This is a genomic window from Lentzea indica (assembly GCF_012184385.1).
GTDB lineage: Bacteria > Actinomycetota > Actinomycetes > Mycobacteriales > Pseudonocardiaceae > Lentzea > Lentzea indica.
In genome coordinates this window covers 12,425-38,236 of sequence record NZ_VSRL01000067.1, presented here as the reverse complement: position 1 = coordinate 38,236, position 25,812 = coordinate 12,425, and the positions used below count along the sequence as shown (strand labels likewise).

The following is a 25,812-nucleotide window of genomic DNA, read 5'->3' as shown; positions in this document are numbered from 1 at the left end:
CGAGGCCGCCACGTGCCGGGATGCGCACGTTGTCCGCGCCCGTGGAGACGGCAGCGCCGATCCGGTTGCCGCCGCCCCGCGTCAGGTGCGCGACCGCGGCCGTCGCGGCGATGGCCAGGTCGCGCTTCTCGCAGGCCGCCGTGCCGAAGTCGAGCGACGGCGACAGATCGATCGCCATCCAGGTCTCCAGCTCGCGGTCCGCGACGGTCTCGCGGATGTGCGGCACCGTCGTGCGCGCCGTGACCGCCCAGTCCATCCGGCGCACGTCGTCGCCGGGCTGGTAGGTCCGCGCCTCGCCGGGCTCGGTGCCCGGTCCCGGCACGAGACCGAGGTGGTTGCCCTGCAGCAGACCGTCGAGGCGGCGCCGGACGTCGAGCTCCAGCATGCGCAGCGCCGCCTCCATCCGGACGCCTCGCAGCACGGGCGCGCCCACGACGGGCGCTCGGTGGCTTTCGCTGAAGCGTTCTTCGGGCTCACTGCCTACCAGCCGGGACCGGCTGCTGCGGACGGGCCGACACCTGCGGCAACGGCACGATCTGCAGCACTCGCGTGATGATGTGGTCGATCGGCACGCCGTCGGCCAACGCGTCGTAAGAGAGCACGAGGCGGTGGCGCAGCACGTCCGGGACGACGTCCACGACGTCCTGCGGCAGCACGTAGTCCCGGCCGCGGACCAGTGCCAGGCCACGCGCGGCGGCGATGATGCCCAGCGACGCACGCGGCGAGGCACCGTAGGCGACCCAGCCTGCAACGTCGGTGAGGCCGTGCTCACCCGGCGCGCGGGTCGCGATCACCAGGCGCACCACGTAGTCGACCAGCGCGTGGTGCACGAAGACGCGCGACGCCACGCCCTGCAGGCGCACCAGCTCCTCCGGCGAGAGGACCTGGTTCGGCGTGGGCGCCTCGACGCCCATGCGGTAGACGATCTCGCGCTCTTCCTCGGCGGTCGGGTACTCGACCTGGATCTTGAAGAGGAACCTGTCGCGCTGCGCCTCCGGCAGCGGGTACACGCCCTCGTTCTCGATCGGGTTCTGCGTCGCCAGCACCAGGAACGGGTTCGGCATCGGGAACGTGCGGCCGCCGATCGACACGTGTCGCTCGGCCATCACCTCGAGCATCGCCGACTGCACCTTGGCGGGTGCGCGGTTGATCTCGTCGGCGAGCACGAAGTTCGCGACGACAGGACCCAGTTCGACGTCGAACGTCTCGCTGGACTGGCGGTAGATGCGGGTGCCGAGGATGTCGGCCGGCACCAGGTCGGGCGTGAACTGCACGCGCGAGAACGAGCCGCCGACCACGCGGGCGAACGTCTCGACGGCGAGCGTCTTCGCGACACCCGGCACACCTTCGAGCAGCAGATGGCCCTTGGCCAGCAGACCGACGAGCATCCGCTCGACGAGCCGGTCCTGGCCGACGATGACCCGCTTCACCTCGAACACCGTGCGTTCGAGCAGCTGGGCGTCACGAGCCGGGGTGACGGGCGCCGATGCGTTCGGCGTTGCCTCGGCGGCGGGCTCGGTCACGTGCGGGCCTCCATGCAGAACAGGGTTTTACCGATAGTGGAACAGTCTTGCTCTTCGCCTGTTCAACCGCTGTGAAGGGTGTCCAGGTCGGCTGGCGTGTCGACGTCGCGTGCCTCACCGGGCAAAGCGGACACTTCAACCGGGTCGAGCTGACTGAGAGTCTTGCGCAGCGGAAGGTCGCGCGGATCTTCAGGTAGGGCGCCGCGCAGCTCAGCCGCTTTCCAGACGCCGATCAGCCACTGAGTGCGATCGTCTTTGAGCACTGCGTTGCGGCCGGTTTCCCGCAGCCTCGCGATCGTGTCCTTCGTGAGGCCGGGTTGGTCGACGGCGAGCACCGCGACCCACTCGGCGTCGACGTGCCGGAGTCCCGCTGCCAGTCCGGCGAGCGGGCCGCCGCCGGGCGGGTCCTCGCGTGCCCAGATGATGTTCGGAATGTCTTTCTCAGGCCCCACAACGACGATCTGACTCGCATCGTCCACAACAGACAGCACATGCTCGAGCAGCGTGGCGTCCCGATAGGACAGTGCGGCTTTGTCGACGCCGCCGAGCCGTTCGCCCTTGCCGCCGGTGAGAATGATCGCCGCGTATGTCATGCGCGCTTCCTGTCGATGTGGGCCGCGATGCCTTCCATGAACAGGTGCAGGCCGAAGTCGAAATCCGCCTCAACGTCCCCGGCCTCGGCCTCGGTGTCGAACACGCCGGAGTCGATGACCTCGGCGACCGCGGGCATCCGGCGAGGGTCGACCAGCTCACGCAGGGCCTGCCCGTACTGGCGGCCGAACGCGGCCGGGTTGTCCTCGAAGCCCCTGGCGAGCGTGAGGCCCAGCCGCGCCTCGCCGTGCACGAAGGTCATCAGGCCCATCACGACACCGACCTTCTCCCCCGCGTCGAGCGGCGTGCCGCGGAGTGCCTGCAGCGCGCTGTCGAACCAGGCGAGGCTCTTCGCCCCGGTCGGCGGCCCGCTGACCGGGATCTGCAGGAACCACGGGCGCTTGCAGATGGCGGCCAGCACCGCCTTCGCCCAGAACGCCAGTCGTTCGCGCCAGTCGCCGTCCGGAAGCGGCGGCGGCTCGTCCATGGCCGCGTCACCCATCAACGTGAGCAGCTCGTCCTTGCTCTTCACGTGCCGGTAGAGCGCCATCGTGGCGTTGCCCAGCTCCGCCGCGACCCGTGCCATCGACACAGCGGCAAGGCCTTCGGCGTCCGCGACCGCGATGGCGGCCCGCGTGATGTCGGCGGCGTCGATGGTCGGTTTGCGCCCCCGTTTCATACCCCCTAGTCAATCAGATGCGTATGACATACGCTAATTCAGGTTTTGCGTATGAGGTACGCATAAAAGGGGGTTCGATGATCGTCGAGACTGACGGGCTGACGAAGAGGTACGGCTCGCAGACCGTGCTCGCAGGCCTGGATCTGAAGGTGACGGAGGGGTCGGTGCTGGCCCTGCTGGGGCCGAACGGGGCCGGCAAGACCACCGCGATCCGCATCCTGAGCACGCTGACCAGGCCGGACGGCGGCACGGCGCGCATCGCCGGTTTCGACGTCGTGCGGGAAGCGGCGAAGGTGCGCGGGGTGATCAGCCTGACCGGCCAGTACGCGGCCGTGGACGAGGAGCAGACCGGCCGCGAGAACCTGGTGATGATCGCGCGACTGCGCCGGTTCACCAGGCCCGCCTCCCGAGCCAGGGCCGCCGAACTGCTGGCGCGCTTCGACCTGGTGGACGCCGCCGACCGCAGGGTCCGCACGTACTCGGGTGGCATGCGGCGCAGGCTGGACCTCGCGATGAGCCTGGTCGCGCAACCGCGGCTGCTGTTCCTCGACGAGCCGACGACGGGGCTCGACCCGATGAGCCGCACAACGATGTGGGACGCGATCGGTGAGCTGGTGCGCGAGGGCGTGACGATCTTCCTCACGACCCAGTATCTGGAGGAGGCCGATCGGCTCGCGGATCGGATCGTGGTGCTGCACAACGGTGACGTCGTCGCGGACGGCACGGCCGACGCGCTCAAGAACCAGGTCGGCGGCACCCGGATCGACCTCGACTTCGCCACCGCACTGGAGGCCGGGCGCGCGGAGGCGCTGCTCGGCGGCGTGCGGACCGAGTCGCGGCTCAGCGTGCCGTCCGACGGCAGCGCGACACACCTGCACCGCGTGCTGGACGACCTGCTGGCCGCGGGCGTGCGCGCGGAACGCGTGTCCACCCACCGCCCGACCCTGGACGACGTCTTCACCGGCCTGACGACTCCGGCGGTGGCGGCATGACCGGAACGCTCACGATGATCGGCCGCAGCGTGCGGCTGAGCCGCCGCAACCTCGACACGCTGCTGATGTCGATTCTGCTGCCGGTGATGATGATGGCGTTGTTCGTCTACGTGTTCGGTGGCGCGATCGCCACGGGAACGTCCTATGTGAACTACGTGGTGCCCGGAATCATCGTGCTGTGCACCGGTTACGGCGCCACGTCCACCGCGATGTCGGTGGCCGACGACATGAAGAAAGGCGCCGTCGACCGGTTCCGCTCGATGCCGATCAGCAGTTTCGCCGTGCTGACCGGACACGTGACGGCGTCGGTCACCCGCAACGCCCTCGCCACGGCGATCGTCGTGCTGGTCGCCGTCGGGATGGGGTTCCGGCCGTCGGCGACCCTGCTCGACTGGGTGCTCGCGATGGGCTTGCTGCTGCTGTACGTGCTGGCGCTGTCGTGGCTGGCCGCGGGCTTCGGCGTCATCGCGCGGTCGGTCGAGTCGGCGAGCCTGCTCAGCTTCTTCATGCTGTTCCTGCCATACCTGAGCAGCGCGTTCGTGCCGACCGCGACCATGCCCGCGGTCCTGCGGGCGGTCAGCGAACACCAGCCGATCACCCCGATCATCGAGACCGTGCGGGCGTTGCTGACCTCCACGCCCGTCACCTCCGGCTGGCTCGCGCTGGCCTGGTCGGGCGGGTTGCTGGTGGTGGCGTTCCTGCTGGCCACGTGGCTGTTCCGGCGGATCAACCGCCGTTGAGGTGCAGGGCGTCGAGGCGGGTGAGCTCCTCAGGGGTGAGCCGGAGCGCGCCCGCCTCGACGTTCTGCCGCAGGTGCGCCGGGTCGCCGGTGCCGGGGATGACCAGCACGTGCGGTCCTCTCGCGAGGGTCCAGGCCAGCCTCACCTGGGCGGGCGTCGCGCCGTGGGCGTTCGCGATCTCGGTGACGTCCACGTCCTCCTGCTGGCCACCGGCCTCCTTGGCCGCCCCGGTGAGCGCGAAGAACGGCACGAACGCGATGTTCCGCTCGCCGCACACGCCGATGAACTCGTCCTGCTCCGGGTGATGGCCGAGCCCGAAGGAGTTCTGCACGCACACCACGGGCGCGATCCGCAGCGCCTGGTCGAGGTGGTGCGGCCGGACGTTCGACAGACCGAGGTGCCGGACCAGCCCGGCCTGCTGGAGCACGGCGAGCTGTTCGAAGTGCTCGCTGAGGTCGTCCAGCCTGCTCACCCGCAGGTTCACCACGTCGAGGTGATCCCGGCCGAGCTGCCGGAGGTTCTCCTCCACCTGGCCCTTCAGCTGGTCCGGCGTGGCCGGCGGCAGCCACTCCCCCGCCGGCGTGCGATTCGGGCCGACCTTGGTGACGATCACCAGGTCCCGCGGGTACGGCGCGAGCGCGCTGTTGATCAGCTCGTTCGCGGACCTCGTGGCGGAGAAGTAGAAGGCGGCCGTGTCGATGTGGTTCACGCCGAGTTCCACCGCGGTGCGCAGGACCTCGATCGCCTGCTCGCGGTTCCTCGGCCTGGCTCGGGGATCGAACGCGGTCCCCAGCTGCGGCAGACGCATCGCACCGAAGCCGATCCGGTTCACGGTGAGGTCACCCAGTCGCCACGTCACCCACGACACTGTGCCAGCCTTGGTGTCGTGGGACTTTTCACCCTGGACGAAGCCCAGGCCGAACTCGCCAGGCTCCTGCCGGTGCTGGACGAGATCGTGCGCCTGCGCGCCGACGCCGCCGAACTGGCCGCCGGCCGCAGTTCGCTGGGTGGCCTGCCCGAGTTCAAGGCAGCGCAGGCCCGCCTGGACGAGCTGATGGAGACCGTCCAGCAGACCGGTGCCGAGCTGAAGGGCCTCGCGCCGTTGCTCGTCGACTTCCCGTCCGAGATGGACGGCGTGCCGGTGCTGCTGTGCTGGCTGGAAGGTGATCGGGCGCTGGCCTGGTACCACCGGGCCGACCTGGGGTTCGCGGGCCGCCGCCCGCTCTAAGGCGCGAGGAAACCAGCGATCAGCAACACGCCGATCAGCCCGGCGATGAGCCCCAGCGCCACCAGGTACTGCTTCGCACTGGTGCGGCCGGGCATGCGGTGCAGGATGATCCCCGCCGCCAGCGTCAACGCGCCGGCGATCGGCGCCAGCGCGCGCCACGCCTTGTCCCACGTGAACGGCAGGTAGCCGTCCGCGCCGTAGAGCGACAGGATCAGGGCTGGCAGACCAAGTCCTGCGGCGGCCGCGGCGGCGAGCATGTTGAACCGTTGCTGCGCCTCGCCTTCCTGCGCGACGGCGAACGTCGACACGCTGCTGAGCAACGACTGCAGCCTCGTGATCTCCTCGCCGAGCTCGACGTCCATCGCCTCGCAGTGCCGTGCCACTCCCGGGTGCCTGACCTCGCGGAGCGTGTCACGGGCCTGGTCGCGGGCGCGGCTGAACGCGATCGACAGCTCGACGAGCTGAGCCATCACCATCCGCAGCGCGGTGTTCTTGCGCTGCGCCAACAGGTCAGCGACCTGCCGTTCCATCTCGTAGCGCAGCCCCCGCAGCTCCGCGACCGTGTTCCGCGACCCCTCGGCGATGGCCTTCGAGATGACGTCCGGCCTCCCGCCGTCGTCGGGGATCTCGTGGCTGGGGTGCCTCAGCAGGTCGGACACGTCGTCTCCGCGCCACGACTCCCGGTGCCAGCCGCCGCTCTCGCTCCAGGCCGCCCTGACCAGCACGTCGATCCGCTCGCCGTCCGTGCGCGCCTGACCCACGAGGATCCTGCGCACCTCGCCCTTCGCGACTCGCACGAACGGCACGGCGTCACCGTCCAGGTCCCCTCCTCCCACCGACACCGTCACCTGAACACCCAGGTCCGGATCCGCGGGATCACCTGCCAGCACGCGTAAGTCCACGTCGTGATCTTCGCACGGTGACCGGATCCGTCCGCTGCTCGGCCGGGTCGTGCCTGTTTCGCGTGCTCGGGGACAGCGAGGCTGGGTGGCATGAAGCGAGCATTGATCGTCATCGACGTGCAGGAGTCGTTCCGCCGGCGGCCCGACTGGGCCGAGGTGTCCAACCCGGAAATCGTGGGGAAGGTGAACCAGCTGGTCGACATGTCACGCGACGCGGGCGACCTGGTGGTGTGGGTGCTGCACTCCGAGCCCGGCTCCGGCGACGTGTTCGACCCCGCGCTGGGCCACGTGCGGCTGATCGACGGGCTCAAGCCGCTGGACGACGAGCCGATCCTGACCAAGACGTCGCACAACGCGTTCACCACGACGAACCTGCAGCAGACGCTGACGATGCACGGCGTGCGGGAGCTGCTGGTCAGCGGCATCAAGACCGAGCAGTGCTGCGAGACGACCACGCGGGTCGGGTCGGACCTCGGGTTCGGCATGACGTTCGTGACGGACGCGACCGCGACCACGCCGTTGCCGCACTGGCGGACCGGGAAGGTGCTCGGGGTCGAGGAGATCATCGAGCGGACCGAGTACGTGCTGGCAGGCAGGTTCGCGCGGATCTCGGATGTCGCTACGCTGACCGGATCGTGACCAGAGTCGTTTTCCTGCTCGTACCGGGAGTGCACCTGCTCGACCTCGCGGGGCCGGCGCAGGTGTTCTCCAGCGCGGCCGACCTCGTCGACGGCTACGAGCTGTCCTACGTGGGCGACTCGGACTCCGTGCTCAGTCATCAGGGCGTGCCGCTGGGTGCGTCGTCCAAGCTGCGCTCTCTCGACGTGCACGACCTCGTGTTCGTTCCTGGATGGCGTTCGCCGAAGATCGTCGGGACCGGACCGTTGAGCGGTCGTGCGTTGACGTGGTTGCGCGCGCACCACGACAACGGCGGCACGGTCGCGAGTGTGTGTGCCGGCGCGGACATGTTGGGTCGCGCCGGTCTGCTCGACGGCCGCCGTTGCACCACACATCACGAACTGCAGGACGAGCTCGAACGGCGCTACCCGTCCGCACGGGTCGTGCGCGACGTTCTGTTCGTGGAGGACGACCGGGTCGTGACGTCCGCCGGCATCGCGAGCGGCATCGATCTGGCGCTGCACCTCGTCGCCGTCCGTCACGGCCCCTCTGTCGCCGCCGCCATCGCACGCACGATGGTCGTCTACGCGCGCAGGAACGGTGACGACCAGCAAGCCAGCGTGCTGCTGCGACACCGCTCGCACATCAACGAGACCGTGCACCGCATCCAGGACGTCATCGAGTCACGCCTCGCCGACCGCCTCTCGTTGGCCGAACTGGCCATGGTCGCCGGATGCAGCGAACGAACCGTGACGCGGCTGTTCGGCCGTGCGACCGGCATGACGCCGTTGAAGTACCAACAAGCGCTACGCCTCGAAAGGGCCGAACACCTCATCGGCCAAGGCGCCACGGTCGAGACCGCGGCGCGAAACGTCGGCTTCGAGGACGCCCGCATGCTGCGCCGGCTGCGTTCCCGCTGAGCCACACGCGTGCAGCCGTCCACAGTCGACAGAACACCCTTGCACGGCCTGTGACGACGCATAAGCTGACCGCGTGACGACTCTGGCGAACCGCCCCAACACCGCGTTGCTCGTGATCGATGTCCAGAACGGCGTGGTGAACCACGCCCACAACCGCGACGAAGTCGTTGCCAACGTCGCCACCCTCGTCGACAAGGCCCGCGCGGCCGGCGTCGACGTGGTGTGGGTGCAGCACAGCAACCCCGAGCACATGCCCAAGAACTCCGACAGCTGGCAGTTCGTGCCGGAGCTCAAGCTCGCCGAGGGCGAACCGGTGGTGCACAAGACGTACGCCGACTCCTTCGAGGAGACCGACCTCGAGGAAGTGCTGGCGGGCAAGGGAATCGGCAGCCTCGTGGTCTCCGGCGCGCAGACCGACGAGTGCATCCGCTCCACGCTGCACGGCGCCATCGTGCGCGGCTACGACGCCAAGCTGGTGAGCGACGCGCACACCACCGAGGACCTTTCCGAGTGGGGCGCGCCCACCCCGGACAAGGTCATCGCGCACACCAACCTCTACTGGGAGAACCACACGGCGCCGGGCCGCACGGCGGGCGTCGTCAAGACCGAGGACGCTTTCAAGCCAGCCGGTTGATCTCGTCGCTGCGCAGGAGGCGCTGGTCGCTCCCGTGCTTGGCCAGCGCCACCATCGCCCGCCCGAGGTGCTCGGTGGTCGTGACGTACTTCGGCGCCACCCGCCGCAGCAGCGGGAACAGCAACGACGACCACGAGTAGACGTACCGGTAGATCCGGGTCCGCGACGTGATCCCGTGCCGCGGCTGGATGAACCCCGGCCGCACGACGAACACCGGCCGGTCCAGCGCCAGCAGTTCGTTCTCCGTGTGCCCCTTCACACGTGCCCACATCGTCTTGCTCTCGGCGTTCGCGCCCTCGCCGGACACGTACACGTACGTGCCACCGACGACACGTGCGGCCTCAAGCGCGTAGTCGTGCGTCACGGGCGTGTACTCGGCCTCGGTCAGACCCGCCGACGTCACGCCCATGCAGTAGAAGCAGGCGTCAGCATCGGCGAGCGAAGCTGCGATCGGCGACAGGTCGCCGAAGTCGGCGTGCACGACGTGCCGCAGCTTGGGATCGTTCACGGCCAACGGAGAACGGCCCACCGTCACAACAGCATCGACGGCCGGATCGAGCAGGCACTCACGCAGCGCGGCCTGACCCACCATGCCGGACGCTCCGAACAGCACGATCTTCACGCCACAAAACTAGTGGACGCCGCCCACCACACTGAGCAGGTGAACCGCAGCATCTACGTCCGCGCGCCGGGCCCACTGCCTGACCTGCCGCCGAACACCACGCGACCGATCAACGACCAGGACGACGCCGCCCTCGCAGACCTCATGGAACGCGCCTACGCCGGCACCGTCGACGAGGACCTCGGCGGCAACAACGACGGGGCCGTCGAGATCGCGGACTGGCGGCGGCACGCCGCGCAGCACTCGAGTTTCGTAGCCGCAGGACTCGTGGCCGCGTCGCTGATCTCCTTGCAGGACAACGAGTTCTGGCTCGGCTACGTGATCACCCATCCCGACTGGAAGGGCCGTGGCCTCGGCACCGCCGTCGTCGCGGCGTCGCTGCGCACCCTCGACGCCCCGGTGTTCGCCGCGGTCACCGACGGCAACACTTCATCGGAACGGCTCCTCGAACGACTCGGCTTCACCCCAGTGCAGCGGTGACGCGCTCACCGTCCCCGGTCGCCAGCAGATCCAGCAACGCACCTCGCAGCAACGCGAGGTCCCGCGTGCGCGAAGCCAGCCCGGCAGGGGTGTCGCGCACGTCCGCGGGCTGACCCGAGGCGAGCACCTCCAGCCAGTCCTCCACGGTCGCACGCGCGAAGCCCGCCCACGGCCCGTCAGGCTCCACGAGAGAGCGCGCGTAAGCCTCCAGCCACAACGTCAGCAGCGGCCGGTGCGCCGGCGCGGACAGCCACTCCCACAACCGCGCCACGACCCCTGGCCCGGTGCCGATGTCGGCGAGCAGCGCCAGCTCGTCGGCGCGTGCCCGTGCCAGCAAGGCCCTGACCAGCCCGTCCTTGCTGCCGAACAGGTAGAGCAGCACCCGCGTGCTCGAGCCGATGGCCGCCGCCAGCGGGCGCAGCGACAGGTCCGCCAGCCCGTGCGTGAGCGCGTAGCGGTAAGCGGCTTCGAGGAGTTCGGTCTCCCGTGCGGACGGCATGGCCCCATCTTTGCATCGCTGAAACAGTCGTGTCAGTATGCCACTGAAACACTCGTGTCAGTTGGAGGAAGCCATGCGGATCCGCCCCCTCGGTCAGCCCGGCGACCTGGGCTGGGTGGTGCAGGCCCACGGCGAGCTCTACGCCGCCGAGCACAAGTGGGACACGTCCTTCGAGGCGTTGGTCGCCAAGATCGTCGGCGACTACGCGGCGGACCACGACGACACCAAAGAGGCCGCCTGGATCGCCGAGCTCGACGGCGAACGCGTCGGCTGCGTGTTCTGCGTGAGGGAAACCGATACGACGGCGAAGCTGCGCGTGCTGCTCGTGCACCCGAACGCCCGTGGACACGGCGCGGGCAACCAACTCGTCGACACCTGCGTCAAGTTCGCGAAGAGCGCTGGCTACCAACGCATCGTGTTGTGGACGGTCGACGGACTCACGTCAGCCAGGAAGATCTACGAGGCGCACGGGTTCGAGCTCGTCGAGAAGACTCCCCAGCACAGCTTCGGCCACGACGTGATCGGCCAGCTCTGGAGCCGAACGCTGTAGCCGCGGCCCCCTCGGATGCCATGCTTGCGCGCCGAGGGGGTGACGATGCCGAAGAACAGACGGCGCTTCCTGCGGTGCACGCGCACCACGACTACGCCACCGCGATGATCGACGCGGCGGCAGAAGCCCTGTGGGGCGACGGCGATCTCCAAGCGCTCGCGATCGCCGCCGCCGGTGTCGATCCCCGCCGGGCCGACCGCGTCCGTGTCCGGATCGTCGATCCCTGGCATCAGGCCGAGGCTCTCGCCGGGATGGCCACCGAGGTGGACAACCGCGAGTGGGCCCGGCGCTGGCTGGTCCGCGCGATCACGCACGCCTCCGGATCGAACACCCTGCTCGCCGTGGTCGCGAAAGCCGCGGCCGGGGTGGATCGCGAGCTGAGCTTCCGCGCGAGCCGCCTCGTCGCCGAGAACCTCAGCGACGGCGAGCACTACAGCAGGTTCGCGCTGATCGAGAGCGCGCTCTGTCTCGCCGCCTCCGACCCCGTCCGCGCCGAGCAGCTCGTCGACGAGGCCCGCCGCGACGCCCCGGACTTCCTGACCGGCCACGTCGCCGATGTCCTCATCGACATCGCCAGCGCCTGACCGCGGTCGACCCGGTCAGGGCGCTGCGGACCATGGACACCGTCGAGATCCCGTACGGACCCTACGGCTGGTCGCGCATCCGTGCCGCCACCGTCCTGATCCGGATCGCGACGGCCCTGGCCGTCTGGGACCCCGGCCAGGCGAAGAGCGTGCTGCACCGCGCCGAACGGGAGCTCCGCGCCGCCAGGCCGATCGGGGACAGGACCATGATTCTCCAGGTGTGGCACGACCTCGCCGCGGCACTGGTCCAGCTCGACCCGGTCGTGGCGAGACTGCTCGCCGCACAGTCGCAGGACGAGGTTCAGGACGAACTGCTCGCCACACTGTCCACAGTGGATCCCGCGGCGGCGGAGCGGATCGCCAGGTCGATCACCCACCACGCCCGCCGGGAGGAGGCCCTGGCGGTGGTGGCGATCGGCGCGGTCAAAGCATCCGGGTCACGTACGGCATGATGCCGCCGTACCGCACGGGCGAAATCCGCACCACAGCACCGGAATGCGGCGCCTCCACCATCATTCCGCCGCCCAGGTACAACGCCACGTGCGTGCCGCCACCAGGACCCCAGAAGATCATGTCGCCCGGCGCCATCTGCGACAGCGGCACCTTGCGGCCGGAGTTGTACTGGTAACCGCTGTAGTGCGGCAGGTAGACGCCGACGCCCGCGAAGGCGTACATCATCAGCCCCGAGCAGTCGAAGCCGATCTTGAGGTAGTCCCCGTACGAGTCGGCCACGCCGCCGTCGCGCACGCCGTACGTCGGGCCGTTGTAGTTGCCGCCGCCCCACGCGTAGATGACGCCGCGCTGCGACAGCGCCCGGTTGATCACGGTCTGCACGCGGTTGCCGGACGGCGCGGGGGCCGCCACGGGCGGACGAGAAGCCTGGGCCGCGGCCTGAGCCGCCGCGGCACGACGAGCGTTCTCCTCGTCTTCGCGCTTCTTCGCCTCGGTCCACTGGTCGTACTGGCGGCGCTGTGCTTCCAGGCCGTTGACCTCACCGCGCGCGGCCGCGAGGTCACGTTCGACGGCGTCCCTGTCGGACTGGAGCTGTGTGGTCGCCGCCGTCTGCGCGGTGTGGGCCTCCGCGGCCACCTGCTGGGCCTGCTCGGCGACCTTCTTCGCCTCGTCGGCGGCCGCCTGCTTCAACTCGGCCTTCGTCAGCGCCGCGCGGGCGGCCGAGTCGAGGTTCGCGGCGGTGCCCTGGTCGCGCGTCACCCGGTCCAGCTGGTTCAGGCCGGACGACGACACCGCCTCCAGCATCTGGGCACGGGCGAGCAGGTCCTCCGGCGACTTGGCGCCGATGTAGGCGGAGAAGGAACCGACGGTGCTGCCCTGCGAGTAGGACGCGGCGGCGAACTCGTCCAGCGCGCGCCGACTCTCCTCCACGGCCTGAGAGGCGGCATCGGCCTGCACGCGCGCGGCCGTGGCCTCACGGCGTGCGGCCTCGGCGTCGGAGATCGCCGTCTCCAGGTCCACACGGGCCTTGTTGGCGAGCTCGCGTTTGACGACCTCGTCGAGCAGCTCCTGCAGGCGTGACTCCGCCTGCGTCAGCCGCCCGGTCAGCTCGCCCACGCGGGCCGCCTTCGCGTCTGCCTCTGCCCGCGACGCCGAGATCTCCGCGTCACTCGGGTTCGGCGGCGGCGGCGGCACGGCGGCGGCCGTCCCCGTGAGGACTGCCGAGATCGATACGGCAGCCATCAGCAGCGCCACGGCGGAGAGTCGTGTCAACACCGGACATCACCTCCGACCGCATTAGACCAATCAGACCCATTCGGCGCATCCGGAACTGACGCACCGTCAGCCACACGGGTCACAGTGAAACACGATCTGCGGTCCGATTGGGCCGATCGGAGTCTGGCGTGTCGCCGGATCGGACTAGTGGTGCGGGCCCGAACGTTGCCAGCCAACGTTCGGGTCACGCCACTAGTTGACGCCGCGGTCCCTGCCTGCCCAGTACGGCTCGCGGAGCTTGAACTTCTGGATCTTGCCGGTCGCCGTGCGCGGGATCGAGTCGCGGAACTCGACCGACGTCGGCGCCTTGTACCCGGCGAGCCGCTCCTTGCAGTGCTTGATCAGCTCGGCCTCGGTGACGTCACCGGAGCGCACGACCAACGCCTTGATCGTTTCACCCCACTTCTCGTGCGGCACGCCGATGACCGCGACCTCGGCGACGGCCGGGTGCGAGAACAGGCAGTCCTCGACCTCGATGGACGAGACGTTCTCGCCGCCGGTGATGATCACGTCCTTCTTGCGGTCCGAGATCGTCAGGTAGCCCTCGTCGTCGAAGTGGCCGCCGTCGCCGGTGTGGAACCAGCCGTCCTCGATGGCCTCGGCGGTCGACTCCGGGTTCTCCCAGTAGCCCTCCATGACCACGTTCGACCGCGCGAGCACCTCACCGTTCTCGGAGATCCGCAGCTGCGCACCCAGTGCCGGCGCGCCCGCCCGCGACTGCTTCTTCGCCTTCTCCTCGCCCGCCGGCCCTGGCTGAGCCCGGTTGAAGGTCAGCAGCGGCGCCGTCTCGGTCAGGCCGTAGATCTGCAGGAACTCCCACCCGAGCTCCTCGGTCACGCGCTGGATCGTGCGCGAGGGCGGCGGCGCTCCGGCACACACGATCCGTACGCGGTCACGGCCGGGGATCTCGCCGTCCCACGAGGCGGCGGCGTCCAGCACGGAGTTCCACACGGCCGGTGCGCCGCACATCAGCGTCACGCCGTGGTCGCGCACGCGGCGCAGGATCTCGGCGCCGTCGACCTTGCGCAGCACCACCTGCGGCACGCCGAGCCCTGCCAGACCGAACGGCATTCCCCAGCCGTTGCAGTGGAACATCGGCAGGACGTGCATGTACACGTCGCCCTCCCACGCTCGTGTGTGCATGGCGAACGTGACCGCGTTGAGCCAGATGTTGCGGTGCGTGAGCTGCACGCCCTTGGGCCGCGCGGTGGTGCCGGACGTGTAGTTGATGGTCGCCGTCGCGTCCTCCGAGGGTGAGCTCCACGGCCGTGGCTCCACATCGAACCGAAGCAGCGACTCCGACTCCTCGCCCAGCGTGAACCGGTGCCGCGCGGTCACGTCGTCCAGGGACAACTCCGGGTCGACGAACAACGCCGAGGCACCGCTGTGCTCGACGATGTACTTCACCTCATCGGGTCGCAGGCGGAAGTTCACCGGCACGCAGATCCGCCCGCTGCCGGGCACCGCGTGCAGCAGTTCCAGCAGCCGCGCCGAGTTGTGGCTGACGACGGCGACCCGCTCGCCCTCGCCGACGCCCAGTGCGTCGAGCCCGGCCTGCCACGCGCGCACACGGGTCGCCATCTCCGCATACGTCGTCGTCTCGACCGGTTTGGCCGGCTGGTCGGGTTCGTCGATGGTCGCGGTCGTCGCCGGGAACGCGAACGACGCCCGGTCCAGGAAGTCCGTGGTGATCAGCGGTACGCGCATGGGATCGACCCTACGACCAGGTGCTCGGATCTCCCCAGGACGAGAATCGGCCTCCCCCGGATGGAGGAACCGAGCTGAGATCGGGAAGCACCTCACCGACGGGTTCGTGCAGGACAACGGCCGCCACGGAGTCGTACGGCGTCGGCTCGGCGTTGCAGATGATGACCTGGGCGCCGGCGCGAGCGGCCAGCGGCACGAGCCCGGCGGCGGGCTGCACCGAGAGCGATGTTCCCGCCACCAGCAGCACGTCGCAGTCCAGCGCGGCGAGCCTGGCCCGCCGCAGGACCTCCCCGTCGAGCTCCTGCCCGAACGAGATCGTGGCGGACTTGAGGATTCCGCCGCAGCGCAGGCATTCCGGCTCCGGCTCACCATCGGCGACGCGCTTCAGCGCGTCCCGCATCGGGCCCGTGGCACCGCATCCGAGGCAGACGGTCGCGTGCAACGTGCCGTGCAGCTCCAGCACGCGATGCGGATCGGAACCCGCTTTCTGGTGAAGGCCGTCGATGTTCTGCGTGACCACGGTGCGCAGCCGACCGGACCGTTCCAGTTCCACCAACGCCTTGTGCGCCGCGTTGGGCTTGGCCGTCCACACGGGACTGCCGAGCCGCGTCGTCCAGGCGAGGCGGCGGAGTCCGGGATCGGAAAGGTAAGCGTCCAAAGAAGCAGCGCGCCCGGCGTCGGCGTCCCGCGTCCACAACCCGTCCGACCCGCGGAAGTCCGGGATGCCCGAATCGGTGGAGACCCCTGCGCCCGTCAGCACCGTGATGCGGTGCGCGGACGCGACCAATGCCCGTGCCGCTGCGCACGCGTCGAAGGCCATCGGTTCACACTAGTCCGGTGCGCAGCGCTGTGGGAGCCGCGATCGCGGCAGTGGGCTTGGTCACTTCGATCATCGGGACTTTCTTGCCGTGGCTGAAATCCGGAATGACCACGAGGGACAGTTACGAGGTGCTTTCGCTGCGTGGTCTCGCCAGGCTGGACGGGGTGGCGGGCACCGTCGTCACGTCGGTCTGGGTGGGTCTCACCCCGCTCGCGATGATCGCCGTGGCCCTCTACGTGGTCCGATTTCGACGGTTTGCCGCGTGCGTCGGCCTTCTCTTTGGCACGATCAGCGGAACCGTGGCCCTACTAGCCGCGGTCCAAGGGGACAGCAAGGGTGCATTGGTCGGAATCAGCATCGCCGGACCGGCCGTCACCCTCGCCGGTGCCGTACTGACGATCGTGGGGGCGATCACGGTGCTCACCTCTACCAGGCGCAGCGCAGTGAGAACTCCGGGAGGGAATCCGTGAGCTACCCAGGTGGTGGCGGCGGCCAGTGGCAGCCGCAGAACGACCCGCAGCAGGGCGGCTATCCGCAGCAAGGTGGCTACCCGCAACAGCCGCAGCAGGGTGGCTACCCCCAGCAGGGCGGCTACCCGCAGCAGGGCGGCTATCCCCAGCAGGGCGGCCCCCAGGGCTACCCCCAGCAGGGTGGATACCCGCAGACCGGGCCGCAGGGATTCCCTCAGCAGGGCTACCCGCAGACCGGCCCGCAGGGTTTTCCGCAGCAGGGCTTCGAGCAGCAGCCGTACGGCTACGCCCCGATGGGCGGTGAGCCGCCGAAGAAGAAGCGCACCGGCCTGGTCATCACGGCCGTCGTCGCGGTGCTCCTCCTCATCGGCGGCGGTGTCACGTTCTTCGCGCTGAAGAAGTCCGACCCGGCGGCGAACGCGGGCCAGGACACACCGGCCGTCGCGGCGAAGAACCTCATCGAGCAGCTCGGCAGCGGTGACGTCGTCGGCATCATGGCGTCGCTGGCGCCCGCCGAGGCCGCGCTGTCCAAGGACTACACCGAGGCCGTCGTCAAGGAGGCCAAGCGCCTCCAGATCCTCAAGCCCGACGCCGACCCGAACAAGATCACCGGTGTCGAGTTCAAGAGCGAGAACATCAAGTTCGACGAGGCCAAGGCCGAGAAGATCAACGATCACCTCACGATCAACAAGCTGACCGAGGGCAAGATCACGATCACCTCGGACGTCTCGAAGATCCCGCTCACCGACAAGCTCGTCGACGCGCTCGGCGACAAGGTCAGCCTGACCACGTCGAAGACCGAGACCATCGACATCACCGCCGAGGTGAAGAAGCGCGGCCAGCCGATCGGCATCGCGTCGATCAAGGTCGGCGACAAGTGGTACCCGAGCGCCTTCTACACGATCGCCAACGCGGTCCTCGAGGACGAGAAGCTGAAGTGGCCGCAGCAGGGCTTCGCGCCGCAGGGTGCGAGCTCGCCGGAGGAAGCCGCGAAGCAGCTGACCAACGCCGCGCTGGACGGCGACCTGAAGAAGGTCATCTCGCTGCTGCCGCCGGACGAGGCCGGTGTGCTGCAGGACCTCGGCCCGTTGCTGCTGGAGCAGGCGGGCAAGATGAAGCCGACCGGTGCCAAGCTGAACGCGCTGGAGACCGACGTCAAGGACGTCGCCGGCGGCAAGCAGGTCACCATCAAGAAGGTGTCGGTGACCGCGGAGGGCGAGACCCTCACGATCACGCGCGAAGGTGACTGCTACTCGGCCGACGTTCCCGGCCAGGGTGCGCAGAAGCTGTGCGCGGACGACATCACGCAGCTGCTGAAGCAGCAGGGCGGCAAGAAGATCCCCTCCGAGGCCGTCGAGATCATCGGCCGCGTGGCCGGGTCGGTCATGAAGTCGGGTGTCGGCGTCGTCTCGACCGAGGTCGACGGCAAGTGGTACGTGAGCCCGGTCCGCTCCTACTACGAGCTGGCACTGACGCTGTTCCGCGGCTTCGAGGCCAAGGACGTCGACGCGCTCATCGAGCTGCTCAAGAAGTAAAGTTCCCGCAGGTCCGCCACGGCCCTGTCACCCGCAACAGCGCGGTGACAGGGCCGTGGCAGTTCCGGGGCCGAACCTCTGCCCCATGGACACTCAGGTTCTGATCATCGGCGCCGGCCCGACCGGCCTCACCCTGGCACTCGACCTTTCCCGCCGCGGCGTCCCGTTCCGGATCGTCGACGCCGCGCCCGCGCCCTTCGCCGGCTCGCGCGGCAAGGGCCTGCAGCCGCGCAGCATGGAGGTCTTCCACGACCTGGGCGTCATCGAGCCCGTGCTGGCGTCCGGCCGGTTCGACATCACCATGCGCGCCTACCAGGGCCGCGAGGTGCTGCGCGAGTGGGACGTGCACGAGGGCCGCCACCCCACGGCCGAACGCCCGTACGCCCGCACCATGCTCATCCCGCAGTTCCGGGTCGAGCAGGTCCTGCGCGACGCGCTCCCCCAGCCCGTCGAGTACGGGATGCCGCTGACGTCGTTCACCCAGGACGACTCCGGCGTGACCGCGGTGATCGGCTCGGAGACGGTGCGCGCGAAGTACCTCGTCGGTTGCGATGGCGGCAAGTCGTTCGTGCGCAAGGAACTCGGCCTCTCGTTCGTCGGCGAGACCCACGAGGACTTGCGGATGCTCATCGGCGACGTCCGGATCTCCGGCCTCGACCGCGAGCACTGGCACAGCTGGGGCAGCCGCGCCGACCAGTGGCTCGCCCTGTGTCCGCTGCCCGGCACGGATCTCTTCCAGTTCCAGGCGACCGGCGACAGCGAACCGTCGTTGGCGCTGTACCAGCAGATCGTCCGCGAGCGCACCGGCCTGGACGACGTGATCCTGCACGACGCGACGTGGATGTCGTTGTACCGCACCAACATCCGCATGGTCGACCGCTTCAGGGTCGGCCGGGTGTTCCTCGCGGGCGACGCCGCGCACGTGCACTCCCCCGCCGGTGCGCAGGGCATGAACACCGGCATCCAGGACGCCTACAACCTGGGCTGGAAGCTCGCGATGGAGACGCTGCTCGACACCTACGAGGCCGAGCGCAAGCCCGTCGCCGAGTGGCTGCTCGGCATGACGACCGCGATCATGATGTCCGGCAACCCGTTCGAGCGTCGCGGTGACGAGACGCTGCAGCTCTCGCTGTCGTACCGGACCGAGGACGGGCCGGGCCTGCTGGCGGGTGACCGCATGCCCGACGGGATCACCGACCAGGGCCGCGTCTTCGATCTGCTGGCAGGCCCGGACTTCGTCACGCTGGACTTCCCCGACGGCCCGGTGCTGGTCCGCCCGGACGGCTACGTCGCGGCGATCGGCCGGTCAGCGATCGACGCCTACTTCAGCGCGAACCCGGTCACGCAGCTGCACCACCGCCGGGTCGCTGCTCGGACCGCCGCGTAGCCGTTCCGCCTCGTCCAGGGCCTCCTTCGCACGGCGAAGGTTGCTCTGGGCGAGCAACCAGTCCGCGTACCACTCCAGCACCATCGCGCGGGCAGGTCCGTCGGCGCTCTTGTTGACGGTGTCGAGCGCCTTCCTGTGTTCCTCACCCGCTTCACCGAGATGTCCGAGGCGGGTGAGCGCCAGGCCGAGTCCGGCGTGGACGGTCGCGCGGAACTGGTTCGCCGGCGAGCCGGCCGTGGTGTCCAGCGCCTGCCGGTACAACGCGACGGCCTGCTCGAAGTCGCCGCTGAAGTACGCCACCTCGCCGTAGGCCTGCGCGACCCGTCCCCGGTCCAGGTCGAACTGCGAGGCCCCCACCATCTCCAGGTCCGCACGGGCCCCAGCGAGGTCACCGACCCGTACCTTGATGCGCGCCGCCTGCATCAGCACCGACATCGGCACCAGCACGGTCTCCGGCTCGCCCAGTTCGGCGGCCACCTGCCTGGCCTCGGACACCGCCTTGAGACCCTCGGCGAACGCGCCCCGGTTCATCAGCACCATGACCAGGCACGACAGCCCGAACACCACCGCCCACCGGTCGCCCACCGCCCGGAACCTGTCCAGCGCCCGCCGGTACGCGGCCTCGGCCTCCGGTGCCGCGCCTTCGCTGAACTCGCCCGCCACCACGCCTCGCACGAGCGCGGAGAACGCGCGCATCCACTCGTCCTGGGACTGCTCGAGCCGGTCCGCGAGCTTGGTGAGCCGGCCGCCGAGCTCCGTCTGGCCCCACACCTGTCCACTGGTCAGCATCAACGCGCACAGGGCCGTCGGCACGTCCTCCTGCCACAGCCGCTCGGCCGCGCTCATGGCCTCCGGCGTGCCGAGCGAGGCCAGCACGTCCGACAACGGGTCGTCCGGCGTGAGCGGCGCCCAGCGGCGGATCTCCTCGAACCGCTTGGTCATCACCAGCCAGTGCCACGTGCGGGCGGCCATCATCCGCCGGGCGATCGCCGGGTCGTGCCTGACCGCCCACGCCTGCGCCGCGTCGAGGTTGGCCCGTTCCGCGTCGAAGACCTTGAGCGCGTCCAGCTGCCGCGGCCCACGCAGCAACGGCTCGTTCTGCTCCGCCAGCGCCACGTAGTAGGCCGCGTGCTTCGCGGGGTCGGCCTGGTCTTGCTCCAACGCGTACTCGCGCACGGTCTCCAGCAGCCGGTACCGCTCGCCGGCCCTCACCACCAGCGACTTCTCCACGAGCGCCGCCAGCAGGTCCTCGGTGTCCCAGAGATCCTGATCTTGTCGGGGGCCCTGAGTACGGTGAGATGCAGGGGTTCCCAGCAAGGGGGTACCCCTGCGCGAGCCTGCCCCGCACACCTCGTGCACCGCAGAGGCTGTCGCTCCACCCACGAACACCGCCAGCCTCGCCAGCAGCACGCGCTCGGCGTCGTCCAGCAGCTCCCAGCTCCAGTCGATCACCGCCCGCAACGTCCGATGCCGCAACGGCCCGGTCCGCGATCCCCGGTCCAGCAAGCGCAACCGGCTGTCCACACGCGACTCCAGCTGCGCTGCCGATAACGACCGTGCCCGCGCTGCTGCCAGCTCCAGCGCGAGCGGAATCCCGTCCAGCGCGGCACAAACCCGCCGCACCACGTCAAGATCCAGCGCCTGCCCGACCCGCGCCGAGAACAACCGAACAGCGTGATCGAGGTCCAACGGCGCCACCGGATGCACGACCTCGCCCGGAATCCCCAGCGGCTCCCGCGAAGTCGCGAGCACGCGCACGTCCGGCGCCTCCGCCAGCAACCGCACGCACAAAGCCGCGGCCGCGTCCACGACGTGCTCGCAGTTGTCCAGCACCACCAACGACGACCCGAGCCGCGAGAACACCGGCGTGGCCAGCGGGTTCGGCCCCAGAGCCGCGTCCAGCGCGGCCAGCGGTTCCGCAGCGGAGTCCAGCTCGACGAACCACGCCTGCGGCACCGAAGCCGCGTGAGTCAGGGCCAGCCGGGTCTTGCCCACCCCGCCGAACCCGGTCAACGTCACCAACCGGTTGTCCCGCAACAGCTCGGCCAGCGAAGCAAGGTCCGCGTCACGCCCGACGAACGACCCGACCGGCGCCGGCAGGTTGCCCCGCGAGACACGCTCACGCAACACGGTCAGATGAGCGGAAGCCAGCGCCTCACCGGGATCGACGCCCAACTCGTCGGCCAAAGCCGACCGGACGCGTTCGAATACCGCCAGCGCATCCGACCGCCGCCCAGCCGCGTGCAACGCCAGCATGAACCGCGCCTGCACGTCCTCCCGCAACGGATGCGCGGCGGCCAGCGCCTCCACCCCGGCGAGGTCGTCGCGCAACAACGCCAGCCGCACAGCCTCGTCCACCGCGAACGGCGCGTCCTCGAACGCCGCCCCACGCCACAACGCCGCGTTCCGGGTCCGCGAGAACTCTTCGACGTCGGTCGACGCTTCCAGCCGGTACCCCGACGCGTGCGACGACACAACATCGGAACCGACCGTCCGCCGCAACCGCGACACCAGCGACTGCAACGCCGCAGGACCATCCGCCGGCGGCTCGCCGGGCCACAGGTCCGCGATCAGCCGCTCGGCGGGAACCACCCGCCCAGGCTCCATCGCCAGCCGGATCAGCAACCACCGCAGCCGCTTCCCGCGCACCTCGACCGGAGCGCCGCCCGCCACGACCTGAAGCGGCCCGAGAACGTTGACGCGCATCAGGCCCGCCGCACACCCACGACGACCGCACAAGACACCAGCGCGATCCCGATGACCCCGGCCCACAACACGGACAGCGAAACCTGGTTGTGCCCCAACGCGTCCAGCACCCACCCCAGCGGAGTCGCCCGCCCGAGCGGATACGTCAGCACCACGACCGAGAACACCGCGAGCACGGTCCGTCCGATGGAGTCGAACACCGGCCGCGCGAACATCAGCCCCACACCGACGCCGAGCAACGCACAAACAGCATGCGCGCCGAGTCCGACAAGGAACTCACCGAACGTGTATGGGTGCGGATTCGTCACGACCGGCCACACCGCCGCCACCAACGCCATGACCAGAGCGAACGACACCGCGACCAACGCCGCGGCGGTCAGCACCTGAGACCGTCCACCCGCCGACACCACGGTGATCTCGCGCCGCACCACGTCCTCGGACGTCGCCACCACGACAGCCGTCCACGCCGCGATCGGGTAGAGCAACGCCGCGGAACCCGAATACGCCTCCAGCGGCTGCCCGGCGTCGGTGGAGAACAACATCCCCATCACGCCGAGGAACACCAGCAGCGGCGCCAAATACCGTTGCCCCCGCAAGACATCAGCCGCGAGGTACCGCACCAGGGAGATCACCGCACGCTCCGCACCGAACACCCGAGCCGCAACGCCTCCGCGAGCACGTGGTCACTCCGGTCCGGCGCCACCACCACCCGAGCCGACGAACCGCGGGACAACACCGATCGCACGCCTTCCAACGCCTCCAACGCGTCCAGCCCCACCACGCGGCTGAGCTCGATCGTCACGTGCCCACCGGCGAGGTCCACCCGCGTCGCCCCGGCGAGATGCCCCTCGTGATCGGACACCAGCGCCGTCCGCCCCTGCAGCAGAGAGCTGAGCTCGGCCGCGGCCGCCGGATCAAGACCGGTCCACGGCTCGTCGAGCACCAGCACGCCGGTGGCCAGGAACGCCTGTGCCAGCGCGACCTTCTGCGCGTTCCCCTTCGACAGCTGCGACATCGGCGCCGTCAGGGAGCCCACGAACCCCAGCCGCTCCAGGACGTCCCCCACCGCGGCGCCACGAATCCGCCCCATGTGCGCCAAGTAGGACGAAGCAGACATCTTGACGTCGGACGGAAACCGCTCCGGCACGTAGCCGACGGACGCGGGCCGGACAACGCGCCCGGACGTCGGCTTCAGGACCCCGGCGGCGATCTTGAGCAGCGTGGACTTGCCGGTGCCGTTCGCGCCGGTCAGCACGACCAGGCCGGACACTTCCAGCGTGAGGTCGCGCAGCACCCAGGGCCCGCGCCCGTAACGCTTCGAAACCTGATCGAGGAGCACCACGCCAAGATAACCACGCCGCGCCCGTGCACGGTGCCGCGCCCGCGGCTCGATGCCAGTTGCATCGCGCTCGAATGCAATGAATGTAGTTGCTTCGCTTTTCACACGATCGAGTGACCCTTGGCGACAAGCCGTCAACCGAGCAACAAAGATGAGTCGCCACAAGTTCAGTTCGACGGAATGCGGGTGACGACCCTGAATAGCGGTACGCAATTCTCCTTCGACCTGCTCGCGGGCGCGTTGACCAGACGGGATGAAGGCGCCACAGGCACGTTGCACGTCACGGGAAATCCCGGCGGAAGAATCCACCTGCGCGATGGCGGCGTCATCTGCGTGGAAAGCGCTGGTGCACCGGGACCGGATTTGGTATCGCGCACGGGACGAATCGAGACCGAGCTGCACCTCATCGCCATGATGGCAACGCACGACGCAGCGTTCACCATGGTCGCGGGTGACATCGAGGACTGCGCTTTCACCACGCGAACGTTCAACACGGCCGTCGTGATGAGCGCCGCGATCGAGCCGGTCCGCCTGCTGCAGGAGGCGTCGCGCCGGATGACCGCGCTGCTCGCATTGAAGCATCCGCTCTGTCCCCACCGCGAACGCGTCGCGCCCGCTCCCGGCTCCACCCAGGGCGATCCCGGCTCGCTGCGCGAGGAGATCCTCACGCACGCCACCGGCGGGCACACCACCCGCGACATCGCGTTCGCATCGAGCCGCAGCGTCTACCCGGTGACGATCGAGGCCTGCCGGATGGTGGCCGACGGCCTGATGACCGTCGTACCCGGCACCTCGCCGGCCGGCGAGGACGTGCCGCTGCCCCGGTCGTTGAGACGCCATGCGTTGCCGAAACCGTTCCAATCAGGATGACGGGCCCCTAGGCGAGCTCACAGATCAGTTCGGCCAGTTCACGCGGCCGCGACAGGAACGGCGAGTGGCCGCCGGGCAGGTATCGCACGACCTCCGCCCGCGCCGCCCGTTCGGTGAACATCGCGGGGAAGATCCGGTCGTCCTCGCAGAGGATCGCCGCGGTCGGCAGCTTCCGCCAGGCCGCCTCGGTCTGCTCCTGCTCGAACACAGCGGCGTTCTGCGGCCGGAGCCTCTCGACGGCCCACGCGGCCAGCTCGTCCGGCAAGTCGGCGAAGAGCAGGTCCCTGGCCGGCTCCGGCACGTCCAGCAGCTCCGTTCCCTCCGGGTACCAGGGCCCTCCGAGAGCCGACACCACGGACTCGCCCGGTTCGAGCATGTGCGCCGCGAGGTAGACCAGCCCGGTGACGGAGTGCACGGTCGCCGCGACCTCCGCCACGGGGACGCCCGCGTACGAGTGGGCCAGCACGGTCACCGGCCCGTCGAGGTCCACCAACGCCTCCCGGACCGCCCGCGCGTCGTCGTACATGCCGATGCCGGGCAGGTCCACCACCGACGTCGCCCATCCCCTCGCTTCGAGCTCGGGTACGAGGCGGTCCCAGCACCACGCCCCGTGCCAGGCGCCGTGCACGAGCAACAGGTTCCCCCGGTCCATCAAGATCTCCTCTTCAGCGGTGTGGTCGTACGCTAACCAGGCAAGATCAGCAGGGACCATCGTCGAGAGTCCGCCGTCCTGTCGGGAGAGTCCGAGTGGTGAACCCGCTGGAGCACGTCCTGTCGGCGCTGAGCGTGAACTGGGCGGTGACGACGCCGCTGCACGCGGGCGGACGGTGGGCGATGCACTTCGCCGGGCGGCTGGACCTGCGGGTGGAAGTGGTCGTCCAGGGCCGCGCGCACGTGGTCGTGGGCGAGGAGGGTTTCTGGGCGGAGCACGGCGACTGCTACGTCATCGCGGGACGGCGGCCGTACCGCATCGCCGGAGATCCGGACACGCCGTCGGTGCCCGCGGGCCCGATCTACGAGGACGAGAACGGCACACCCCGCGACACCGGGACGATCGGCGAGGGCCACGACACGACCTTGATCGGCGCGGGCTTCACCTGCGACCCCGAAGCCGCACGGCTCCTCGGCGTCCTGCCGCCCGTCGTCCACGTGCGCGGCACCGGGAGCGGCACGGCCCAGACCACCATCGAGCTGATCTCCAGCGAGATCGACGGTGGCAGCAGGATGATCCTCGACCGGCTGAGCCAGGTGCTGCTGCTCCAGGTCCTGCGCGACCACGCGCTGAGCCCGTCGCTGCACCCCCAGCTCGGGCCAGCGCTCAAGGCGTTGCACGACAACCTGAAGCATCCATGGACGGTGAGCGAGCTGGCGGGCGTCGCTGCGATGTCGCGGTCCACGTTCTTCTTGCGGTTCAAGGAAACCGTGGGCATGACACCGCTCGACTACCTGCTCCGCCTGCGCATGCAGACGGCCGCGCGCAGGCTCAGGGACACCACCGACACGGTCGCCACCATCGCGTCGAACGCCGGGTACAGCACCGAGAGCGCGTTCAGCGCCGCGTTCAAGAGGTTCTCCGGACAGGCGCCCGGTGAATACCGGCGTCAGGTGACTTAGGGCAACCTTGGTTGAACCGGCTTACAGGACAAGCGTACTGTTTGGGGTCGAGGGGCAGTGGTCGACCCGGTGAG

The 25,812-nt window shown here is 69.5% G+C and carries 29 protein-coding genes and 1 pseudogene; 15 read left to right on the top strand and 15 right to left on the bottom strand.

Going from position 1 to position 25,812, the window contains the following annotated elements:
* From FXN61_RS19945 to FXN61_RS19930, 4 genes and pseudogenes are all read right to left on the bottom strand, one after another.
* Positions 1-477, bottom strand: a pseudogene (locus FXN61_RS19945) (DUF58 domain-containing protein); the annotation flags it as partial.
* Positions 474-1,523, bottom strand: coding sequence for an AAA family ATPase (locus FXN61_RS19940; protein ID WP_167975559.1), 1,050 nt, complete (start codon positions 1,521-1,523; stop codon positions 474-476). The pseudogene FXN61_RS19945 and the gene FXN61_RS19940, both read right to left, overlap by 4 nt.
* A gap of 62 nt (positions 1,524-1,585) precedes the next feature.
* Positions 1,586-2,116, bottom strand: coding sequence for a molybdenum cofactor guanylyltransferase (mobA, locus tag FXN61_RS19935; RefSeq protein ID WP_167975558.1), 531 nt, complete (start codon positions 2,114-2,116; stop codon positions 1,586-1,588).
* Positions 2,113-2,793, bottom strand: a complete 681-nt coding sequence (locus FXN61_RS19930) for a TetR/AcrR family transcriptional regulator (protein ID WP_167975557.1) — start codon at positions 2,791-2,793, stop codon at positions 2,113-2,115. Before FXN61_RS19930 ends, mobA begins: the two co-directional genes overlap by 4 nt.
* Before the next feature lie 77 nt (positions 2,794-2,870).
* On the opposite strand from FXN61_RS19930, the gene FXN61_RS19925 reads away from it, so the two are divergent.
* Positions 2,871-3,785: an ATP-binding cassette domain-containing protein gene (locus FXN61_RS19925; protein ID WP_167975556.1), complete on the top strand. Its 915-nt coding sequence runs from the start codon at positions 2,871-2,873 to the stop codon at positions 3,783-3,785.
* A complete protein-coding gene (locus FXN61_RS19920) occupies positions 3,782-4,525 on the top strand; it encodes an ABC transporter permease (RefSeq protein WP_167975555.1) in 744 nt (247 codons plus the stop codon). The genes FXN61_RS19925 and FXN61_RS19920 overlap by 4 nt, the downstream gene beginning before the upstream one ends.
* Here the strand turns inward: FXN61_RS19920 and FXN61_RS19915 are convergent.
* Complete coding sequence (locus FXN61_RS19915) at positions 4,512-5,384, bottom strand: aldo/keto reductase (RefSeq protein ID WP_312877866.1); 873 nt, start codon at positions 5,382-5,384, stop codon at positions 4,512-4,514. The genes FXN61_RS19920 and FXN61_RS19915 overlap by 14 nt on opposite strands.
* A 27-nt stretch (positions 5,385-5,411) precedes the next feature.
* Here FXN61_RS19915 and FXN61_RS19910 point away from each other — a divergent pair, with 27 nt between their 5' ends.
* On the top strand, positions 5,412-5,753 hold the full coding sequence (locus FXN61_RS19910) for a DUF2203 domain-containing protein (RefSeq protein ID WP_167975554.1): 342 nt from the start codon (positions 5,412-5,414) through the stop codon (positions 5,751-5,753).
* On the opposite strand, the gene FXN61_RS19905 is transcribed toward FXN61_RS19910, so the two are convergent.
* Positions 5,750-6,655, bottom strand: a complete 906-nt coding sequence (locus FXN61_RS19905; protein ID WP_312877865.1) for a hypothetical protein — start codon at positions 6,653-6,655, stop codon at positions 5,750-5,752. The genes FXN61_RS19910 and FXN61_RS19905 overlap by 4 nt on opposite strands.
* A gap of 90 nt (positions 6,656-6,745) precedes the next feature.
* Between FXN61_RS19905 and FXN61_RS19900 the strand changes: the two genes are divergently transcribed.
* The 3 genes from FXN61_RS19900 (at position 6,746) to FXN61_RS19890 (ending at position 8,827) form a co-directional block, all read left to right on the top strand.
* Positions 6,746-7,294, top strand: coding sequence for a cysteine hydrolase family protein (locus tag FXN61_RS19900; protein ID WP_167975553.1), 549 nt, complete (start codon positions 6,746-6,748; stop codon positions 7,292-7,294).
* Entirely contained in the window at positions 7,291-8,193 is a 903-nt protein-coding gene (locus tag FXN61_RS19895) for a GlxA family transcriptional regulator (RefSeq protein WP_167975552.1), read from the top strand. The genes FXN61_RS19900 and FXN61_RS19895 overlap by 4 nt, the downstream gene beginning before the upstream one ends.
* A gap of 73 nt (positions 8,194-8,266) precedes the next feature.
* Positions 8,267-8,827: a cysteine hydrolase family protein gene (locus FXN61_RS19890; RefSeq protein WP_167975551.1), complete on the top strand. Its 561-nt coding sequence runs from the start codon at positions 8,267-8,269 to the stop codon at positions 8,825-8,827.
* On the opposite strand, the gene FXN61_RS19885 is transcribed toward FXN61_RS19890, so the two are convergent.
* Entirely contained in the window at positions 8,811-9,449 is a 639-nt protein-coding gene (locus FXN61_RS19885; protein ID WP_167975550.1) for a Rossmann-fold NAD(P)-binding domain-containing protein, read from the bottom strand. The two genes, FXN61_RS19890 and FXN61_RS19885, sit on opposite strands and share 17 nt — an antisense overlap.
* A gap of 39 nt (positions 9,450-9,488) precedes the next feature.
* Here FXN61_RS19885 and FXN61_RS19880 point away from each other — a divergent pair, with 39 nt between their 5' ends.
* The gene (locus FXN61_RS19880) at positions 9,489-9,929 is read left to right on the top strand and encodes a GNAT family N-acetyltransferase (RefSeq protein ID WP_167975549.1); all 441 of its coding nucleotides are present in this window, start codon (positions 9,489-9,491) and stop codon (positions 9,927-9,929) included.
* Here FXN61_RS19880 and FXN61_RS19875 read toward each other — a convergent pair.
* Positions 9,910-10,428, bottom strand: coding sequence for a TetR/AcrR family transcriptional regulator (locus FXN61_RS19875; protein WP_167975548.1), 519 nt, complete (start codon positions 10,426-10,428; stop codon positions 9,910-9,912). The two genes, FXN61_RS19880 and FXN61_RS19875, sit on opposite strands and share 20 nt — an antisense overlap.
* 73 nt (positions 10,429-10,501) lie before the next feature.
* Between FXN61_RS19875 and FXN61_RS19870 the strand changes: the two genes are divergently transcribed.
* The 3 genes from FXN61_RS19870 to FXN61_RS19860 all read left to right on the top strand — a co-directional run bounded on the left by FXN61_RS19870 (position 10,502) and on the right by FXN61_RS19860 (position 12,014).
* The gene (locus FXN61_RS19870) at positions 10,502-10,978 is read left to right on the top strand and encodes a GNAT family N-acetyltransferase (protein ID WP_223165520.1); all 477 of its coding nucleotides are present in this window, start codon (positions 10,502-10,504) and stop codon (positions 10,976-10,978) included.
* Positions 10,979-11,052: 74 nt separating this feature from the next.
* Positions 11,053-11,562 (top strand): hypothetical protein, encoded by a 510-nt coding sequence (locus FXN61_RS19865; protein ID WP_167975546.1) that lies wholly within the window; start codon positions 11,053-11,055, stop codon positions 11,560-11,562.
* A gap of 32 nt (positions 11,563-11,594) precedes the next feature.
* Entirely contained in the window at positions 11,595-12,014 is a 420-nt protein-coding gene (locus FXN61_RS19860) for a hypothetical protein (protein ID WP_167975545.1), read from the top strand.
* Here the strand turns inward: FXN61_RS19860 and FXN61_RS19855 are convergent.
* The 3 genes from FXN61_RS19855 to FXN61_RS19845 form a co-directional block, all read right to left on the bottom strand.
* Positions 11,986-13,290, bottom strand: a complete 1,305-nt coding sequence (locus FXN61_RS19855) for an NlpC/P60 family protein (protein WP_312877864.1) — start codon at positions 13,288-13,290, stop codon at positions 11,986-11,988. The two genes, FXN61_RS19860 and FXN61_RS19855, sit on opposite strands and share 29 nt — an antisense overlap.
* 192 nt (positions 13,291-13,482) lie before the next feature.
* Complete coding sequence (locus FXN61_RS19850) at positions 13,483-14,997, bottom strand: class I adenylate-forming enzyme family protein (protein ID WP_167975544.1); 1,515 nt, start codon at positions 14,995-14,997, stop codon at positions 13,483-13,485.
* 10 nt (positions 14,998-15,007) lie between these two features.
* Complete coding sequence (locus FXN61_RS19845; protein ID WP_167975543.1) at positions 15,008-15,817, bottom strand: SIR2 family NAD-dependent protein deacylase; 810 nt, start codon at positions 15,815-15,817, stop codon at positions 15,008-15,010.
* A gap of 17 nt (positions 15,818-15,834) precedes the next feature.
* Here FXN61_RS19845 and FXN61_RS19840 point away from each other — a divergent pair, with 17 nt between their 5' ends.
* The 3 genes from FXN61_RS19840 (at position 15,835) to FXN61_RS19830 (ending at position 19,209) form a co-directional block, all read left to right on the top strand.
* The gene (locus tag FXN61_RS19840; protein ID WP_167975542.1) at positions 15,835-16,287 is read left to right on the top strand and encodes a hypothetical protein; all 453 of its coding nucleotides are present in this window, start codon (positions 15,835-15,837) and stop codon (positions 16,285-16,287) included.
* On the top strand, positions 16,284-17,822 hold the full coding sequence (locus FXN61_RS50155; protein WP_188135265.1) for a flagellar basal body-associated FliL family protein: 1,539 nt from the start codon (positions 16,284-16,286) through the stop codon (positions 17,820-17,822). The genes FXN61_RS19840 and FXN61_RS50155 overlap by 4 nt, the downstream gene beginning before the upstream one ends.
* Positions 17,823-17,907: 85 nt before the next feature.
* Positions 17,908-19,209: an FAD-dependent monooxygenase gene (locus FXN61_RS19830; RefSeq protein WP_167975541.1), complete on the top strand. Its 1,302-nt coding sequence runs from the start codon at positions 17,908-17,910 to the stop codon at positions 19,207-19,209.
* Here FXN61_RS19830 and FXN61_RS19825 read toward each other — a convergent pair.
* The 3 genes from FXN61_RS19825 to FXN61_RS19815 are packed head-to-tail and all read right to left on the bottom strand — an operon-like array spanning position 19,129 to position 23,254.
* Positions 19,129-21,915 (bottom strand): ATP-binding protein, encoded by a 2,787-nt coding sequence (locus tag FXN61_RS19825; RefSeq protein ID WP_167975540.1) that lies wholly within the window; start codon positions 21,913-21,915, stop codon positions 19,129-19,131. The genes FXN61_RS19830 and FXN61_RS19825 overlap by 81 nt on opposite strands.
* Positions 21,915-22,547: a hypothetical protein gene (locus tag FXN61_RS19820; RefSeq protein WP_167975539.1), complete on the bottom strand. Its 633-nt coding sequence runs from the start codon at positions 22,545-22,547 to the stop codon at positions 21,915-21,917. The genes FXN61_RS19825 and FXN61_RS19820 overlap by 1 nt, the downstream gene beginning before the upstream one ends.
* Complete coding sequence (locus FXN61_RS19815; protein ID WP_312877863.1) at positions 22,544-23,254, bottom strand: ATP-binding cassette domain-containing protein; 711 nt, start codon at positions 23,252-23,254, stop codon at positions 22,544-22,546. Before FXN61_RS19815 ends, FXN61_RS19820 begins: the two co-directional genes overlap by 4 nt.
* A 186-nt stretch (positions 23,255-23,440) precedes the next feature.
* Here FXN61_RS19815 and FXN61_RS52315 point away from each other — a divergent pair, with 186 nt between their 5' ends.
* On the top strand, positions 23,441-24,124 hold the full coding sequence (locus FXN61_RS52315) for a hypothetical protein (protein ID WP_246291778.1): 684 nt from the start codon (positions 23,441-23,443) through the stop codon (positions 24,122-24,124).
* A gap of 7 nt (positions 24,125-24,131) precedes the next feature.
* Here FXN61_RS52315 and FXN61_RS19805 read toward each other — a convergent pair whose 3' ends face one another.
* Entirely contained in the window at positions 24,132-24,776 is a 645-nt protein-coding gene (locus tag FXN61_RS19805) for an alpha/beta fold hydrolase (RefSeq protein ID WP_167975536.1), read from the bottom strand.
* Positions 24,777-24,874: 98 nt separating this feature from the next.
* On the opposite strand from FXN61_RS19805, the gene FXN61_RS19800 reads away from it, so the two are divergent.
* A complete protein-coding gene (locus tag FXN61_RS19800; RefSeq protein ID WP_167975535.1) occupies positions 24,875-25,738 on the top strand; it encodes an AraC family transcriptional regulator in 864 nt (287 codons plus the stop codon).
* Positions 25,739-25,812 lie beyond the last annotated feature (74 nt).

Bases quoted from the DNA above. Each gene is read 5' to 3' on its own strand.
- FXN61_RS19930 (WP_167975557.1), bottom strand. From the start codon at position 2,793: ATGAAACGGGGGCGCAAACCGACCATCGACGCCGCCGACATCACGCGG.
- FXN61_RS19900 (WP_167975553.1), top strand. From the start codon at position 6,746: ATGAAGCGAGCATTGATCGTCATCGACGTGCAGGAGTCGTTCCGCCGG.
- FXN61_RS19925 (WP_167975556.1), top strand. From the start codon at position 2,871: ATGATCGTCGAGACTGACGGGCTGACGAAGAGGTACGGCTCGCAGACC.
- FXN61_RS19845 (WP_167975543.1), bottom strand. From the start codon at position 15,817: ATGGCCTTCGACGCGTGCGCAGCGGCACGGGCATTGGTCGCGTCCGCG.
- FXN61_RS19830 (WP_167975541.1), top strand. From the start codon at position 17,908: ATGGACACTCAGGTTCTGATCATCGGCGCCGGCCCGACCGGCCTCACC.
- FXN61_RS19875 (WP_167975548.1), bottom strand. From the start codon at position 10,428: ATGCCGTCCGCACGGGAGACCGAACTCCTCGAAGCCGCTTACCGCTAC.
- FXN61_RS19825 (WP_167975540.1), bottom strand. From the start codon at position 21,915: ATGCGCGTCAACGTTCTCGGGCCGCTTCAGGTCGTGGCGGGCGGCGCT.
- FXN61_RS19850 (WP_167975544.1), bottom strand. From the start codon at position 14,997: ATGCGCGTACCGCTGATCACCACGGACTTCCTGGACCGGGCGTCGTTC.
- FXN61_RS19805 (WP_167975536.1), bottom strand. From the start codon at position 24,776: ATGGACCGGGGGAACCTGTTGCTCGTGCACGGCGCCTGGCACGGGGCG.
- FXN61_RS19870 (WP_223165520.1), top strand. From the start codon at position 10,502: ATGCGGATCCGCCCCCTCGGTCAGCCCGGCGACCTGGGCTGGGTGGTG.
- mobA (WP_167975558.1), bottom strand. From the start codon at position 2,116: ATGACATACGCGGCGATCATTCTCACCGGCGGCAAGGGCGAACGGCTC.
- FXN61_RS19860 (WP_167975545.1), top strand. From the start codon at position 11,595: ATGGACACCGTCGAGATCCCGTACGGACCCTACGGCTGGTCGCGCATC.
- FXN61_RS19920 (WP_167975555.1), top strand. From the start codon at position 3,782: ATGACCGGAACGCTCACGATGATCGGCCGCAGCGTGCGGCTGAGCCGC.